Consider the following 15,289-nt stretch of genomic DNA (forward strand, 5'->3'; position numbering starts at 1 on the left):
TGCGTCCTCAACCGCATGGACATTGATCGCCTCGATCCGCATGCTCACACGACGGACAGCAAGGCATTGTCAAGCTTGAAAAACTTTCGGATCGGGCTCTGAAGGCGATCAATACTTCGGCGATAGATAATCACCAAATATCGTATTTCCCGAAATCTCGGTCTGTCTGATGATGGATTATTCCATCGCGAGGAAAATGAAGCCAGCCGTCTCCATGGTTTTTGCAAACATTCTCAGCCAATCTCAATCACCATCTTTGTTCCGCTGGACAGAATGGGCATAGCGATCTCCCCAGGTCTTGAGCGCCTGAATGACCGGCTTCAGCGTCTTTCCCAGATCGGTCAGGGCGTATTCCACATGCGGCGGCACTTCCGGGAAGACGGTGCGTGACACCAGTCCGTCGGCCTCGAGTTCGCGCAACTGGTTGGTCAGCATCCGCTGCGTGACGTTGGGCAGGCGGCGGCGCAGTTCGCCGAACCGCAGCACCCCGTCCTCGAACAGATGATACAGGATCAGCGCCTTCCACTTGCCCCCAAACAGTTCGAGCGTGGCTTCCACCGTGCAGCCGGGGCTGCAGGCCAGCGTGGTGTGACGGATGCGGGGCATGGTATCATTCCTGACACTAGTGGCGGTTTATGTGCGTTCTTGCGCACACCGCAGGCTGGGTCAATGTTTACATGCGGGCCGGACGGATGGCCTGCATTTGTAAACAGGGTTGATCATGTCTTCATCTTCTTTATTCGGACCTGCGCGGCTGGGCGACCTGTCGCTGGAAAACCGGATCTTCCTGCCACCGCTGACACGCTGCCGCAGCACCCAGCCTGGCGACATTCCCAACGCGCTGATGGCCGAGTATTACGCGCAGCGCACGCAGGCGGGTTTCCTGATTACCGAAGGCACGCAGATCGAACCCCGCGGGCAGGGCTATGCCTGGACACCAGGCATCTATTCACCCGAACAGGTCGCAGGCTGGAAACTGGTCACTGATGCAGTGCACGCAAAGCGGCGGCCCATCTTCGCGCAGTTATGGCACGTAGGCCGCGTGTCCCACCGCGCATTGCAGCCCGGTCATGAGGCACCGATCGCTCCGTCGGCGGTTGCGGCAACAGGCGTGAACGTGTTCATCCCCACGGGACCGGGCACGGGAAAACTGGTGCCACCCGACATGCCGCGCGCACTGACCATCCCCGAAATCCATGAACTGGTGGAGATGTATGCGCAGGCGGCGCGCAATGCACTGTCTGCCGGGTTCGATGGGGTGGAGATCCACGCCGCCAATGGTTACCTGATCAACCAGTTCCTATCCGAACGGGCCAATTTCCGCACCGATGCCTATGGCGGCAGCCTGTCCGACCGCCTGCGCTTCCTGCGCGAAGTGGTCGAGGCCGTTTCCGCCGTCGTCACGCCTGACAGGATGGGCGTGCGATTTTCTCCGCTGTTTGGCACAACCACGGAAGAGCGCGTGTATCTCGGCCTGCTGGAGGACAATCCGGCACAAACCTACACGGCGGCCGTGCGCGTACTGGCGGATGCGGGCATCGCCTATGTCTCGCTGGCCGAAGCCGACTGGGACAATGCGCCGGAAATGCCGGATGCCTTCCGCGCCAGCGTGCGCGACATCTTTGGCGGCCGCATTCTGTGCGCGGGCCGGTACGACCTGCACAAGGCACAGCATGTGCTGGGCCATGGATGGGCGGACATGATCGGCTTTGGCCGGAAGTTCATCGCCAATCCGGACCTGCCCGCGCGGCTGGAACATAACTGGCCGCTCAATCTGCTGGACCCGGCGACGATGTATGGCGGCAGCGCGCATGGCTACACCGACTATCCTTTCCATAATCAATAAATAGGGAAACGGACCAATGAGTTTTTACCAGACCCTCAACCCGACCACGGAAACCGTGGAACGCACGTTCGAGCTTCACACATCCGAACAGATGAAGGCGATTGTCGATCGCGCGGACCATGTGTGGAAGACCGACTGGAAAAAGCGTGACATCGCCGCCCGCAAGGTCATCATGTCAAAGGCCACCGACCTGCTGCGCCGCGATCGCGTGGCGCATGCGCGCCTGATTGCGACCGAGATGGGTAAGGCGCTGCCTGACGCGCTGGAAGAAATCGACATCACCGCCGATATCCTGTCCTTCTATGCCGATGGTGCGGCAGAATTCCTTGCCCCCACGCATCTGAAGGTCAAGGAAGGCCATGCAAAGATCATCAACCAGCCGCTTGGCCTGATCTACTGCATCGAGCCATGGAACTTCCCTTATTACCAGCTTGCCCGCGTGGCGGGGCCGAACCTGATGGCGGGCAACGTGGTCATCGCCAAGCATGCGCCCAACGTGCCGCAATGCGCGCTGGCCTTTGAAAAGCTGTTCCACGATGCAGGTGCACCTGTGGGCGTCTATACCAACATCTTCCTCGACAATGACCAGTCCGCTGAACTCATCAAGGATTTCCGTATTCGTGGCGTCGCCCTGACGGGTAGCGAACGCGCGGGCCAGACGGTCGCGGCCGAAGCGGGTGCGGCGCTGAAGAAGGACACGATGGAACTTGGTGGCAGCGATGCCTTCATCGTGCTGGATGACGCGGACCTTGAACTGGCCGTCAAATGGGCGACATGGGGCCGGTTCGCCAATAACGGGCAGGTCTGCACGGCCGCCAAGCGGATGATCGTGCATGAGAAGGTCTATGACGCCTTCCTCGCGGGGCTGAAGAAAGCCATCACACAGTTCCGCATCGGCGACCCGCTGGCCGAAGGCACGACCCATGGCCCGATGAGCAGCAGGAAGGCACTCGACACCGCACTGGCGCAGACCGACGAAGCGGTCAAGGCAGGGGCAACGCTGGTGGCCGGGGGCAAGCGGATGGAGCGGACGGGCTTCTTCATGGAACCGACCATCCTGACCAATGTGTCAAAGGACAATCCGGTCTTCTATCAGGAGATTTTCGGCCCCGTTGCGGTCGTGCATAAGGTCGCATCGGAGCATGAGGCCATCGAACTGGCCAATGATTCCCCCTATGGCCTTGGCGGTTCCGTGTTCTCGCGTGATCTTGGCCGGGCAGAAAGGGTGGCCGAAGCGGTCGAGACCGGCATGATGTTCATCAACACGGCCACGGCCGCCGCCCCGGAACTGCCCTTTGGCGGGATCAAGAATTCGGGATTTGGCCGCGAACTGTCCTTCCTCGGCATTGAGGAGTTCATCAACCGCAAGCTGATCCGCGTCGCCTGATAGGGGATGTGTGTTTTCTGCCCCGGATAAAATCCAGTCCGGGGCAGAAAGAGCGTTTCCGAACCCTGAGCCGACCCGGTTGATCCAACCACACCGCATGTTCAGGTATGAGAAGACCGTCCAATCCATTACGATACTGCTCACGTCAGGAGACCAGCAGGCGCTTCCGCGTGATCTTTCCGGACACGGTGGTCGGCAGTTGCCTGACGAAGCGGACTTCTTTCAGGCCAACCCAGCGCCCGAGGACTTCGTTGACCCGCGCAACGATTTCCTCGGAAGAAGGTGCGTATTCCGCTTCGGGATCTGGAACCACATAAGCGACAGGTCGCTGCCCTCGCAGTTCGTCCGGAATTGCAACTACGGCACACGCATGAACGGCTGGATGGGTGGCGATGATCTTTTCGATCTGCACGCCCGAAATCCGCCGTCCTGCGACCTTGATGACATCATCGGAACGCCCGAGCATATGCACGGCGCGGCTGGCCTCGATCATGCCTTCGTCAAAGGTGCGATAATACTGTCCGGTCTCGTCCAGATAAGCTGTAGGAACACGGATCGCTCCATCCTTCCATACGCCAGCCAGGCAGCCGGGTGGCAGCGGCAGGGAGAGGACAATTTCCCCGCACTGTTCACCGGGTATGGACGGCACGATTTCCGGGCGAAATCCCGGTGCAGGCCGCCCGATGTCGTTCATGAGCGAGACCGGCTCACGCTCAGACAGGCCAAAGAAATGAGCGGTAATACCCCACCCCGTTTCGGTCTGCCACCAGTGATTGACTACAGGTTTGCGAAAATACGACCGTGCCCACTCCAGCAGGGTCGGGTCCGCATATTCCCCAGCCACGAAAATGCGGGCCAGTGCAGGCAGGATGGCCCCTGACAGGTTGCGGCTTTCCTGCCGCATGAGGCGCATCTGTGTTGGTGTGGTGAACAGGCATTTCACGTCATGCTCATGGCAAAGCGCGCGGATGGCGGAAGCCGATGCGCCGCCTTCCACAATCACACTGGTGCAGCCGCTGAGCAGCGGCGCATAGACGCCGTAGGAATGGCCAACCACCCAGCCCAGATCCGATGTCGTGAAGAAGGTATCGCCGGGTTTGCAGCCATAAATCAGCTCCATGGACAGGGCGAGGGCTACAGCGTGGCCACCATTGTCACGCACAATACCCTTCGGATGACCTGTCGTGCCGGACGTGTGAAGAATATACAGGGGATCTTCAGATCTCAGCATGACCGGCTCTGCTGGCGCGGAGAGTTCCAGCATATGGAAATCATGATCCCGCATTGGCAGAAGGGCTGTCGGACACGCTGCACGTTGCACAACAACGCAGGCCTGTGGGCGGTGCGTGGCCTTGGCCAGTGCCTCGTTCAGGGCCGGCGCGGACGCTACGGGCGTCTGCCCCTGAAAGCTGCAACTGGCAATGATGATGACTTTCGGGGCCACATCATCAATCCGGCGCGCCAGTTCAGGCCCGGCGTAGCCCGCAAAAACCACCACATGCACGGCCCCGATCCGGGCACAGGCCAGCATGGCGATGGCCGTCTCGATCATGGTCGGCATGGCGATCAAAACGCGGTCGCCTTTGCCTACTCCCAGCGATCGCAGGCCACCGGCAAACCCGGCCACCCTGCCCTGCAGTTCCCGGTAGGTTACCACCTGCCGTTCCTTTGTGGCGCAGGAATGCCAGATCAGCGCCGCCTGCCCGCCGCGTCTGTCCTCCACATGCCGGTCGACGGCGTTATGGCAGGTGTTGAGCGTGGCGTCGGGAAACCAGTCATGCCAGCCATCCGCCCGCGTCCTGCATGCGGTCACAGGTGCCTGCTTCCATGTGACGCGCCGTGCCGCCTCCAGCCAGAATTGTTCTGGCTGGCTTATGGCCGCGTCATACATCGACTCATATGTTGTCCATGGAAGCATGGCGCTGTCCTCCGTTCAGGCTACGGCCACGTCTTTGCCGGTGATCTGGCTGGCCAGCCACGCGGCATCGCGCGAGACACCGGAGAACCGTCCCGAGCCCCATGTGTGCAGCCATGGCAGGCCGAGGAAGTAGAACCCTGGCGCATCGGTCACGCCGCGATGCCAGACCGGCTTGCCTGCCCCATTGAACACCGGCACGTCGATCCAGCGATAGTTCGGACGGAAGCCGATGCACCAGAGGATCGAAGTGATCCCGGCCGCCTTCAGGTCGAGCGGGGTGTTACTGCCATCGGGCTCCCACACAGGCACATAAGGGGCTTCGGTCGGGGCCGTGATCCCTTCACGGGCGATATAGGCATCGATGGATTTCTTGATGTCGGCATTGGTCCTGTCCGCATCATCAAGGTTTTCTTTCAGGTCCGGCGCGAAGTGCGCGATTTCGTCACGGATGGTCTCCAGCGTGCCGTGCAGGCCCACGCCTTCCTTCGCGAACTTGCGCAGATCAAGGTCATGCCCGCCATTTCGGCCCGTGACATAATGATTGGTCTTGTCGCGTGCACCGTCACGCAGAGGGTGATTATCCACCGTAAGATCGTAGAAGTGCATGTCCGCAAGCCAATCCACAACGTCGCGGCCACGGTAGAAGCGCGAGACGCGCGGGGCGGAGCCGACACAGAGATGGACCTTGCGTTTTTCAAGAAACAGGTCCTCGACGATCTGCGCACCGGACTGACCGCTGCCCACGACCAGAACCGCGCCGTCCGGAAGCTGGGCGGCATTGCGGTAATCCTGCGAGTGAACCTGATGGATGGCAGGGTCGATCGCGCTGGCGTAACCGGGGATCACCGCATCCTGATACGCGCCCGATGCGATGACCACATGCTTCGCGTGCCACGTCTCACCACCTGCCACCACGCGATAGCCACCACCTTCATGGCGGGTGATGGAGGTAACGGCTGTGTGCTCGCGCAGGGGCGGATTGAAGGAGGCGACAAAGCCCTTCACGTAGTCAATAATTTCCTGCTTCACCATGAAGCCGTGCGGGTCTTTCCCCTTGTAGGGATGACCGGGAAGTTCGCACTGCCAGTTGGGTGTGACCAGGCAAAAATTGTCCCAGCGTTCATCGTCCCACGAATGGCAGGCCGTCTTTGCCTCAAAGACGATGTGCTCCACTTTCTCGCGGCAGAGATACCAGCTCATGGAGAGCCCGGCCTGTCCGCCGCCCACGATGATAACGGGGATGCTTTTCTCGTTCTGTGTCATGGTCGTTCTTTTCGTCTCAATAGCTGAAAGACAGGATGCGCACCTGCGCATCGGACTGGTTTAGAAAAGGCGCACCGGTCTGCCTTATGGCCTGAAGCTGGCCAAGGGCGCGGCTGCATGGGAAGCCGTAGCGGGCGCGAACCCGCTCGCTGGCGTCCGTCAGGGCGGTGTCCGCCTTTTCAAGAAACTCCCGGACCGGATAATCCTGACCGGTCGTGAAGTGGTCTCTTATGACCAGCGATGGGGAGTAACAGTCAGTCTCCTTCCCATCGGGCCAGCGCACGCGAAAGGTCATTTCGGGCATGGTGAAAGAACTCCTGAAGCAATGGCATCGGTGCGCGACCGCGCTGCCAGACACCGATATGCGGGGAGGTGCCGACTGGCGACATGGCCCCAGTCGAAACGGCGGGCGGTTGCGGAGCCGCTGGCCCGGAAATGGTCACGGTTTTCGACGCGCAGGGCGTCGCGCAACGCCATGAACAAGGTGTCGGGGTGCGCCGGTTGGCACCACAGCGCATCCGTTGCCGAAAAATGCTCCGTGAAAGGTGCGATTGCCGGCACAATAACAGGCGTGCCGCAAGCCAGGGCTTCCAGCGGGCACAACCCGAACCCCTCGGTTACGGATGGATAGGCCAGCAGGTCCGCCTGCCGATAGAATGAAGGCATGTCTTCATCCGCAACCGGCCCGGTGATGGTGACATGATCGGCCGCACCGCTTTCGCGCAGACGCGCCATGAATCGATTGCGGTAAGCAGAATGATCCAGCAGTGAGGCCCCGCCCGCCACAACCAGATGCACATCAGGCTGTTCGCAGCGAAGGGCCAGAAATGCGTCGAGCAATTGCAGCGTGTTCTTGCGCCGCTCGATCCCGCCCACGGACAGGATCAGGTGACGATCGGCAGGCAGATGATACCGCGCCCGCAACGTGGCATCGTGCGCGGTTTCTACGGGCGAAAAGCGCACGGGATCAACCCCGTTGCCCACGACCGGGGCTTCGCGGCCATGGTCGTTGCGCAGGACATCTTCCCACATTGTGCTGACGGTAAACAGTTCGGCCGCCGCCCTGATCCCCCGTTCCTGCCGCGCGGCAAGGACCGGGTGCGTGAAATGGTCAAGATGGTGGACCGTGCGGGCAAAGCCCGGTATCCGTCCCTCTTCCACCAGTTCGGCCAGTGCATTGGCGCTGATCGGGTCCTGCGCATGCAGCACGTCAAAATGCTGCCCACGCAGGGCGTCCCTGATCTCGCCAATGCGGCGTTCCACCAGCGTTGGCAGGTCGGTCTCAGGCACGGCCGGGATGCAGTTTGTGGCGCAGCGGGGCGTGCGGAAGAAACCGGCCCCTGTCACGTCCGGCGCAATCAGCGTTGCGTCATGGCCCGCGTCACACAGGGCTTCCGCCAGCGCCATGCCGTGCACCACACCACCGCGCGGATTGGTCGAATGGGTCAGGATGCCAATGGACAGACTCATGACACAAACCCCATGAGCGGCGTCCGGGCGAGATCCCAGAAGGTTTCTTTCTCCCCGTCCCATATGATATCAAGGCGTCGTGTCATATCGCACTGTCCGATGATGGCGGCAGTGATCCCGCGTGCCTGAAAACGTGCGATAATTGCCCGGGCATCCTCGGGCCGGGCTGTCAGCAGATAGCCATAGCTGGGGAATGCGGACAGCCAGCGTTCCATTGGTGCATCGTCGGGACGTGGAATGTCATCGAGCCTGATGGTCATGCCAATGCCTGAACATTCGGCCAGCATGAGCGCGGTGCCCAGCAGTCCGGCCATGCTGATGTCCTTGGCGGCGCGGCTCAGGCCGTCCTCGGCAATGCCGGGCAAGAGATCGAGATCATCTCGAAGGCGCGCAGCCCCCTCGGTGCCACACAGGGCGGAACTGGCGTCCCAGAACGGGTGCGGGTCGTGCCAGCGGCCGCGCAGGTCGATGGCGGCGATCAGGACTTCGCCCGGTCGGGCATCGAAACTGGTCAGCAGATGACGGGCACGGCCAAGGATCGCCACCGACAGGGAATTATGGGTGCTGCGCCTGTTGGTATGGCCGCCCACGACAGGCACGCCGTAGGTGTCGGCGCCGTCACGCAGGCCGGTCAGGATGGAGGCTGCCACTTCGGACGTATCGCTCCACAGTGCGTCCACCACCGCCACGGGGCGGCCACCCATCGCAGCAATGTCGCTGACATTGACCATCACGCCGCAATACCCGGCAAACCATGGCATGGCGCGCACGAAGCTGTCCTGAAACCCCTCGCTGGCCAGCAGGAGATAGCCATCGGCATCCGGTATGGCGGCGCAGTCATCACCCAGACGAATGGCCTCTCTGCTAGCCGGACCAAGAATGGCGCTGATTTCCGCAATGTCCTGCTTGGCCGCTAGAGCGCGGCCTGTGCGCAGGCTGTGCAGCAGGGTGCCCAGTTCTCGCGCCATCATGCCACCTGCCGGTTACGAGGCTGCGGGCGCAGCAGCCATGTCTGGTCCTGCCCATGCGCCGGATAGCGCGAAAGGTCGGCCTGCATGTCGTGATGCGGCAGCCCATGCAGGGTCATGGCTCCAAGGCTTTTCCAGTGCAGGCGGCGGAAGAAAAGCACGTTCTGTTCCTGTACCTGGGCCAGGAACTGCCTGGCCCCAAGCCCGTGCGCCGTGCTGACCGCCATGCGGATGAGTTCCGCGCCGATCCGTCCCAGTTTGCGGTGGTCTTCATGGACGGCCAGACGGGAGCCGCGCCAGACGCCGGGTTCGGCTTCATGGATGCGCACCGCGCCCACCACCCGGTCCGGCATGCCCGCCATGCAGCACGCCGCGATGATGGGAATGGCAACCGCGTCGATTGCGTCCCGGTCATCATCCGCAAACACCTGCTGTTCGGTGCAGAACACGTCGCGGCGCAGCGCATGGTGGCCAGCCCGTTCCCACGGCGTGCGGGCCAGCCGCACGACATATTCCGTGGGGATGAACGGGCGGTTGTCCACGCCTTCGAGGATCGCTGTCATTATTCGTACGCCGAAAGGGAGGAACAGGCGCCACACCGGCCACACCCGGCGCGGATGTCGGTGGATTTCATGTTCGCCTCGCGCAGCATCCGCCCCAGTGGTGCGAGCACGGATTTCATGAAATCGGCAGAAGGCGGCGCATGATTTTCCAGCGGTGTTCCGGAAATAGGCACGAACGGCACCACGAAGGGATAGACCCCGAGCGCAATCAGCCGTTCAGCCAGAGCCAGAATATCTGCGGCACTGTCGCCAAGACCGGCCAGAATGTAGGTATTGACCTGGCCGCGCCCGAAGACCGGCACGGCGCTGGCGAAAGCGTCCATATAGCGATCCACGCTGACCGTGGCCTTGCCGGGCATGATCTTCTCGCGTACCGCCTGTGTTGCGGCTTCGAGATGCATACCCAGGCTGTCGGCCCCGGCGTCGCGCAGGCGCTGGAACCAGTCGTGATCGCGCGGCGGCTCGCACTGGACCTGAAGCGGCAGATCCACAGCCGCCCGGATGGCACGGGCTGATTCCGCCAGCACGGCTGCACCCCGGTCCACCACGTTAGGCGTGCCGGTGGTCAGCACCATGTCGCGCACGCCGTCGAGTTCCACGGCGGCCTTGGCGACCTCGGCCAGTTGTGCTGGCGTCTTGTAGGCAATGGTGCGGTCGGCTTCCAGCGACTGGCCGATGGCGCAGAACTGGCAGGACGTGCGCCGGTCGGCATAGCGGATGCAGGTCTGGTGCACCGTGGTCGCCAGCGTATCGCGCCCATGCAGCAGCGCGATCTTCCAGTAGGGAATGCCGTCCGCCGTGCTCAGGCCATAAAAGCGCGGGGCGGCCGGAAAATGGATCGTGCCCAGTGTCTGCCCATCGCGTAGCAGCGTGCTGGCCCCGTGCTGGTCTGGCGGGCTGGCCTGAAATGGTGAATGCTGCGCGCCGGATGTATAGACCGGGACCATGACGGTCTGGCCTGCAATGGTAATCGTCTTGTGATCCGAAGGACCGGCGCCTCCCTTGCGGGCAATGCCGCCGGTGTGCTCGCCGATCTGCAGTCCGAAGGATTGCAGGTCAGTAACAAGCCTGCGGCCGGAAAGCGTGCCGAGTGTTGGAACGGTCATGGCGCAACCTCATCTGTAGATGCAGGAAACGGATCGGCTTCCCCAACGTAATGAACGGTGCGGGCAGGCCGCCGGTCCTGAAGCAAGCTGAGTAGTTCGGGCCGGGCGTAATGCCCTACGGAATCCATCATCCGCTTGCGCTTGGTAATCAGGGCGAAGTCGAGATCGGCAATTACCATCCCCTCGCCTTCCGTCAGCGGTGTGCCGAGCAGCTTCCCTTCAGGCGAGACGATGGCCGTGAAGCACCCACCCCGCAGCGGCCCTTCCAGCGCAGGGTCGCCCGCTATTTCCTTGATCTGCCCGTCCGTCAGCCAGCCCGTGGCGTTCACAACAAAGCAGCCGGATTCCAGCGCGTGATGCCGGATGGTGACTTCCATCTGGTCGGCAAAGATCTGCCCTACCAGCGAGCCGGGGAACTGGGCGCAATGGATTTCCTCGTGCTGGGTCATCAGCGCGTAGCGGGCGAGCGGATTGTAATGCTCCCAGCAGGCCAGTGCGCCAATGCGACCGGCCGCACTGTCCACCACTTTCAGCCCGGAACCATCACCCTGCCCCCAGACCATGCGTTCATGGTAGGTCGGCGTGATCTTGCGACGCTTGAGCAGGATTTCACCCGTGGCGTCGAAGATGATCTGGGTGTTGTAGAGCGTGCCGAAATCGCGCTCGTTCACGCCCAGCACCACGACCATGCCGGTCTGGCGCGCGGCCTCGGCCACCATGTCGGTGACCGGACCGGGAATGACGACGGCGCGCTCGTAAAGCGCCAGATGCTCCCCACCAAAGCGGAAGGCCGGCTGGATGAACGAGAAATAGGGGTAGTACGGCACAAAGGTTTCGGGAAAGACCGCCAGTTTCACGCCTTTTTCGGCGGCCTCGCGGATGGCCTGGCAGACTTTCCGGGCAGTCCCCAGACCATCGTCACCAAGGACGGGGCTGATCTGGATGGCTGCGGCGCGAACGATACGGGACATGGCTTGCGGTCCTCCCTTCGGCCTTCAGAGGGTCCAGGTATTGAGGATGAAGGCGTTGTCGCGCCGGGCCAGCAGGATGATGTCGAGCACGTCCTGCGGATTGATCGGCGTGATGCCGGGGATCAGGTTCTGCTCGCCGTAGCCATAGAGGGCCTGAAGCGCGAAGCGGCAGGCATAGACTTTGCCGCCCTCTTCGAGGATTTTTGCGATCTGCTTGTTGCAGTTCATGTGCCCTGGGAAAGCTTCATCACCCAGACGGGGAAAGCCGCGCTGCACACCAAGGGTCACGCCCGGCCCATACAGCAGCACCGACGTCTCAAAGCCCTTGCGGATCAGGCGGGTGGCCTGCAGCAGGTTGACGAACCCGACCGAGCCTTCATTGGCGACGGTGTGGAAGGTGATAAGGGCTTTTTCGCCGGGCTGGGCTTTGACGTCCCCAAAGACCTTGTTTTCATAATTGACGAAGCAGTCGCCATCTTTATGCGGAGCGTGTTCGACTTTCGGCATGGTATCTCTCCCGTGTGCTGCGGTCTCCGGCAGGGAGCCGGGGCTGACCGCGTTGCCGAGGCAAACGTGGCACGGGATGGCAGAGAGCCAAAATATTGTATGCCTTATGAAAAGGGTACAAACGGCTCAAATCAGATCACATGCCGCCATCCTGCCAAAACAGAGACATACAAAAAATATACGGCAACCATACAATCGTAAGGGGCATCCATAAGGGTCTGTTTTAGCGTGATTTTATAATCACGCAGTCGTGAATGAAGTGCCTTTTTGTTTTTTCCATGTGCCCGCATGGCGCGCCCCGGAATCAGATGTTCCCGTCGATTTCAGACGCTGCGCGCAGGTCACACAATATCGGCAAAGCCGGGTGAGCGTTTGTGTTGCAGGACCGACAGCACGCCATGCAGGGATTCCTCAAGGCTTGCAGCATCCGGTGCGCTGCCCAATGCAATCCGTGCACGCTGCGGCGGCTCGCCGCTGATGGTGAAAACAGTGCTGGGAACCAGCGCCAGACCCCGCCTGCGGGCGTACGCCACAAAATCCGCACTGCCCCACCAGTCCGGCAATTTCAGCCACACATGCGGCCCGTCGGGATTCATGCAATGCCCCTCCCCCAGAACCCTGCGGGCAATGGACTGGCGCAGGCGCAGTTCTTTCTGGATGGCATGCAGGATTGTATGTGCCTGCCCTGTCTGCATCCATCGCGCCGTGAGCGCGCTGAGCAGGCCGGCATTGGTGAGCGCAATGGCCCGGATGGCCGCCGCGACCCGTCGGGTCATGTCCGCATTGGGCAAGGCCACATAGGCGGTGCGCAGGCCGGGGCTGAGCGTCTTGGCAAGGGTAGCCACGTAGCTGACACGGCTATGATCGAGTGCTGCCAGCGCCGGGAGCGGATTGTCCATCAAAAGACTGTAGGGATCGTCCTCGGCGATATGCAGATGATGGCGCTGAGCGACCTTCAGGATGTCCTTGCGTCGTTGCAGGGACATCGTGGCCGTGGTGGGATTGTGGATGGTCGGAATGCAGTAGAGTAGCCGGGGATGATGTTCGGCGCAGACCCGATCAAGCTGGTCCGGCATCATGCCTTCCATGTCACTGTCCACACCGACCAGAATGAGATCGAATTGCGCCGCGATGGTCCGGATGCCCGGATAGGCAATACGGTCGGTAACAATGACGTCGCCGGGCTGCGTATGCGTGCTGACGATCGCCGCCAGTGCACTCTGGGCACCGGGTGAGACAAGGATTTCGTCCGTGCGCCGCTGCCCGATGACGGGCGCGATCCATTTCGTACCAAGCTGGCGTTCTTCAAGCGTGCCGCCTGTAACCCGATAGGACATCAGGCTGTTCAGATCCTGCTGTTTCAGGATGGCCGCGATGTCGTTCTGGATGATCCGCTGCAACGGCGGTTCCTGCGGGATCGGCGGCAGGTTCATGGTCAGGTCAACCACAGCCGGGCCGGTATGACGCCAATGACTCTCCCCCGCGCCAACACGGATAAAGGTGCCCCGACCCACCGTCGCGTCAATAAGGCCGCGCCGTCGGGCCTCGGTAAACGCGCGGGTCACGGTCGTCAGATTGGTGCCAAGATATTCTGCGATCGTTCGCTGTGGCGGTAGCCTGTCCCCTTCCCGCAGGTCGCCCTTGCGGATGGAAAGCGCCAGGGCATCGGCCAGCGTCATGTAAATCGCGTTCGGACTCCGGCTGATCTCTTCTTTCCAGTGGGCGAGATAGGGGTATGCGGACATGGGATGGAATTTCCATACATTCGATGAGATTCCATTCGACCATATACCATACAATCCGTGCAATAATGATCGATACAGATTATGGTTGGGTATGCCATCCAGGTCATCACGCCAATTCGTCGCGTTAATGTCCTGTCCAAAGAGTTAAGTTCACGTAGCCCTATCACTCACTGTTTAAAGCGATCCGACCAGATCCACATCCGTTCGATCCGGAGCCAATAGGTTCATAGGCAAAATGTATCGTTCCGTTATCTCTTTGCTGGTCGCAGTTGACGCTGCGTCCGGAGTGCGCTCCTTGAATATCGTGGTGGCCTTGATTCCACAGCGAGTTCCCAAACAGATAGCCTTTGCCAGTAACTGTAGGGCGGCGATGGATGGCAATCAAAGCAAAGTCTACGTAGGACCGGCCACATAAACGCTTCGCATGTCCATATCGTCAAATGACGGCAACGGGAGGGGAAGCAGTAAGTCCGGTTTCGGTTAGAAAATATGAGGCAGCAGATACTAGCACTACAGTTGCATTTTGTGTTGAGTTCTGAATCTATGGGGAACCATGCTTCAGGATATGATGAGTGGCGGTGCGTCAGTTGAAGATACGCTGGATTTGTGGGCGTCCGGGCTTTGGTCCGCCAGGGAGCGGATCGCGCCGTTGTTTACGCAGAAGCGTGTTGCGGCTTCTGCGTGCGCCTTCCTTGACGTTCTGATTGGCAATGAACCACGCAAGACGGGATGGATGCGTGCGGAAGCTGCAGGAGATCCCGGTCCATGGCGGCAACAGGCGCTTCTGGGGCGCGGGCACTGGAATGCCGATGCCCTTCGTGATGTCGTCAGGGTGCATGTGGTCGAGCATCTGGGCACTGAAGATGGTGTGCTGGTCATCGATGAGACCGGTTTTCTGAAGAAAGGTCAGGCGTCCTGCGGTGTGGGGCGACAGTATACTGGGTCTGTCGGCAAGATTACGAACTGCCAGATTGGTGTATTTGTCATCTATGTATCGGCGCGGGGCCATGCCTTTGTTGACCGCGCTCTGTATCTTCCAAAAGACTGGACGTCGAACCGTGAGCGCCTGAAGCAGGCCCACGTTCCCGATGACGTGGTGTTTGCAACCAAACCGGCGTTAGCCTCGATGATGATTGAGCGGAGTATTGAGGCCGGTGTGCCCTTTCGCTGGGTTGCAGCAGACAGCGTGTATGGCGTCGGTGATGTGGAACGCACGCTTCGCCGGGCAGGAACTGGATATGTCCTGGGGGTCAGAGGCAATCACTGGTTCGGGTCATGGGCGACAGGCCCGCTGATTGCAGGAGAAGCCAGAGATATTGCCGCAAATCTTCCAGAGCAGGCCTGGTGCCGTCTGTCAGCGGGAAGCGGCACAAAGGGCGAGCGGTTATACGACTGGGCGTATCTTCCGCTTGCCGATCTGGATGCTGAGGAATTTGACTGCCCTATCAGTCTGTCGGGTTGGCCATTTTGAGGGTTATAAGGTCGAGGCTGACCCGGCTTATGCCGCCTGAAGCCGTGCCATTCTTTTGCAGTTATATGCGAGTG

The 15,289-nt window shown here is 61.0% G+C and carries 13 protein-coding genes and 1 pseudogene; 3 read left to right on the forward strand and 11 right to left on the reverse strand.

Features of this window, described 5'->3' with window-relative positions:
- Positions 1-243 precede the first annotated feature (243 nt).
- A complete protein-coding gene (locus CFR80_RS13660; protein ID WP_010515879.1) occupies positions 244-606 on the reverse strand; it encodes a winged helix-turn-helix transcriptional regulator in 363 nt (120 codons plus the stop codon).
- Between the two features lie 115 nt (positions 607-721).
- On the opposite strand from CFR80_RS13660, the gene CFR80_RS13665 reads away from it, so the two are divergent.
- On the forward strand, positions 722-1,846 hold the full coding sequence (locus CFR80_RS13665; RefSeq protein ID WP_010515878.1) for an alkene reductase: 1,125 nt from the start codon (positions 722-724) through the stop codon (positions 1,844-1,846).
- Between the two features lie 16 nt (positions 1,847-1,862).
- The gene (locus tag CFR80_RS13670; RefSeq protein ID WP_010515877.1) at positions 1,863-3,233 is read left to right on the forward strand and encodes an NAD-dependent succinate-semialdehyde dehydrogenase; all 1,371 of its coding nucleotides are present in this window, start codon (positions 1,863-1,865) and stop codon (positions 3,231-3,233) included.
- A 145-nt stretch (positions 3,234-3,378) separates the two neighbouring features.
- On the opposite strand, the gene CFR80_RS13675 is transcribed toward CFR80_RS13670, so the two are convergent.
- The 10 genes from CFR80_RS13675 to CFR80_RS13720 all read right to left on the reverse strand — a co-directional run bounded on the left by CFR80_RS13675 (position 3,379) and on the right by CFR80_RS13720 (position 13,744).
- A complete protein-coding gene (locus CFR80_RS13675) occupies positions 3,379-5,151 on the reverse strand; it encodes an AMP-binding protein (RefSeq protein WP_110507531.1) in 1,773 nt (590 codons plus the stop codon).
- Between the two features lie 15 nt (positions 5,152-5,166).
- The gene (locus CFR80_RS13680) at positions 5,167-6,414 is read right to left on the reverse strand and encodes an MSMEG_0569 family flavin-dependent oxidoreductase (RefSeq protein WP_010515874.1); all 1,248 of its coding nucleotides are present in this window, start codon (positions 6,412-6,414) and stop codon (positions 5,167-5,169) included.
- Between the two features lie 16 nt (positions 6,415-6,430).
- Entirely contained in the window at positions 6,431-6,718 is a 288-nt protein-coding gene (locus CFR80_RS13685; RefSeq protein WP_010515873.1) for an MSMEG_0570 family nitrogen starvation response protein, read from the reverse strand.
- On the reverse strand, positions 6,706-7,884 hold the full coding sequence (locus CFR80_RS13690; protein WP_010515872.1) for an MSMEG_0565 family glycosyltransferase: 1,179 nt from the start codon (positions 7,882-7,884) through the stop codon (positions 6,706-6,708). Before CFR80_RS13690 ends, CFR80_RS13685 begins: the two co-directional genes overlap by 13 nt.
- Positions 7,881-8,855, reverse strand: a complete 975-nt coding sequence (locus CFR80_RS13695) for a sll0787 family AIR synthase-like protein (RefSeq protein WP_010515871.1) — start codon at positions 8,853-8,855, stop codon at positions 7,881-7,883. Before CFR80_RS13695 ends, CFR80_RS13690 begins: the two co-directional genes overlap by 4 nt.
- Positions 8,852-9,415, reverse strand: a complete 564-nt coding sequence (locus CFR80_RS13700) for an MSMEG_0567/Sll0786 family nitrogen starvation N-acetyltransferase (protein ID WP_010515869.1) — start codon at positions 9,413-9,415, stop codon at positions 8,852-8,854. The genes CFR80_RS13695 and CFR80_RS13700 overlap by 4 nt, the downstream gene beginning before the upstream one ends.
- Entirely contained in the window at positions 9,415-10,521 is a 1,107-nt protein-coding gene (locus CFR80_RS13705) for an MSMEG_0568 family radical SAM protein (protein WP_010515868.1), read from the reverse strand. Before CFR80_RS13705 ends, CFR80_RS13700 begins: the two co-directional genes overlap by 1 nt.
- Positions 10,518-11,492, reverse strand: coding sequence for a Nit6803 family nitrilase (locus CFR80_RS13710; RefSeq protein WP_010515866.1), 975 nt, complete (start codon positions 11,490-11,492; stop codon positions 10,518-10,520). Before CFR80_RS13710 ends, CFR80_RS13705 begins: the two co-directional genes overlap by 4 nt.
- Positions 11,493-11,516: 24 nt before the next feature.
- Positions 11,517-11,999, reverse strand: a complete 483-nt coding sequence (locus tag CFR80_RS13715) for an MSMEG_0572/Sll0783 family nitrogen starvation response protein (protein WP_010515864.1) — start codon at positions 11,997-11,999, stop codon at positions 11,517-11,519.
- Positions 12,000-12,340: 341 nt separating this feature from the next.
- Positions 12,341-13,744, reverse strand: a complete 1,404-nt coding sequence (locus CFR80_RS13720; protein ID WP_010515863.1) for an aminotransferase-like domain-containing protein — start codon at positions 13,742-13,744, stop codon at positions 12,341-12,343.
- Positions 13,745-14,297: 553 nt separating this feature from the next.
- Here CFR80_RS13720 and CFR80_RS13725 point away from each other — a divergent pair.
- A pseudogene (locus tag CFR80_RS13725) lies at positions 14,298-15,182 on the forward strand (IS701 family transposase); the annotation flags it as partial.
- Positions 15,183-15,289: the final 107 nt, after the last annotated feature.

Source organism: Komagataeibacter oboediens (genome assembly GCF_003207815.1).
Taxonomy (GTDB): domain Bacteria; phylum Pseudomonadota; class Alphaproteobacteria; order Acetobacterales; family Acetobacteraceae; genus Komagataeibacter; species Komagataeibacter oboediens.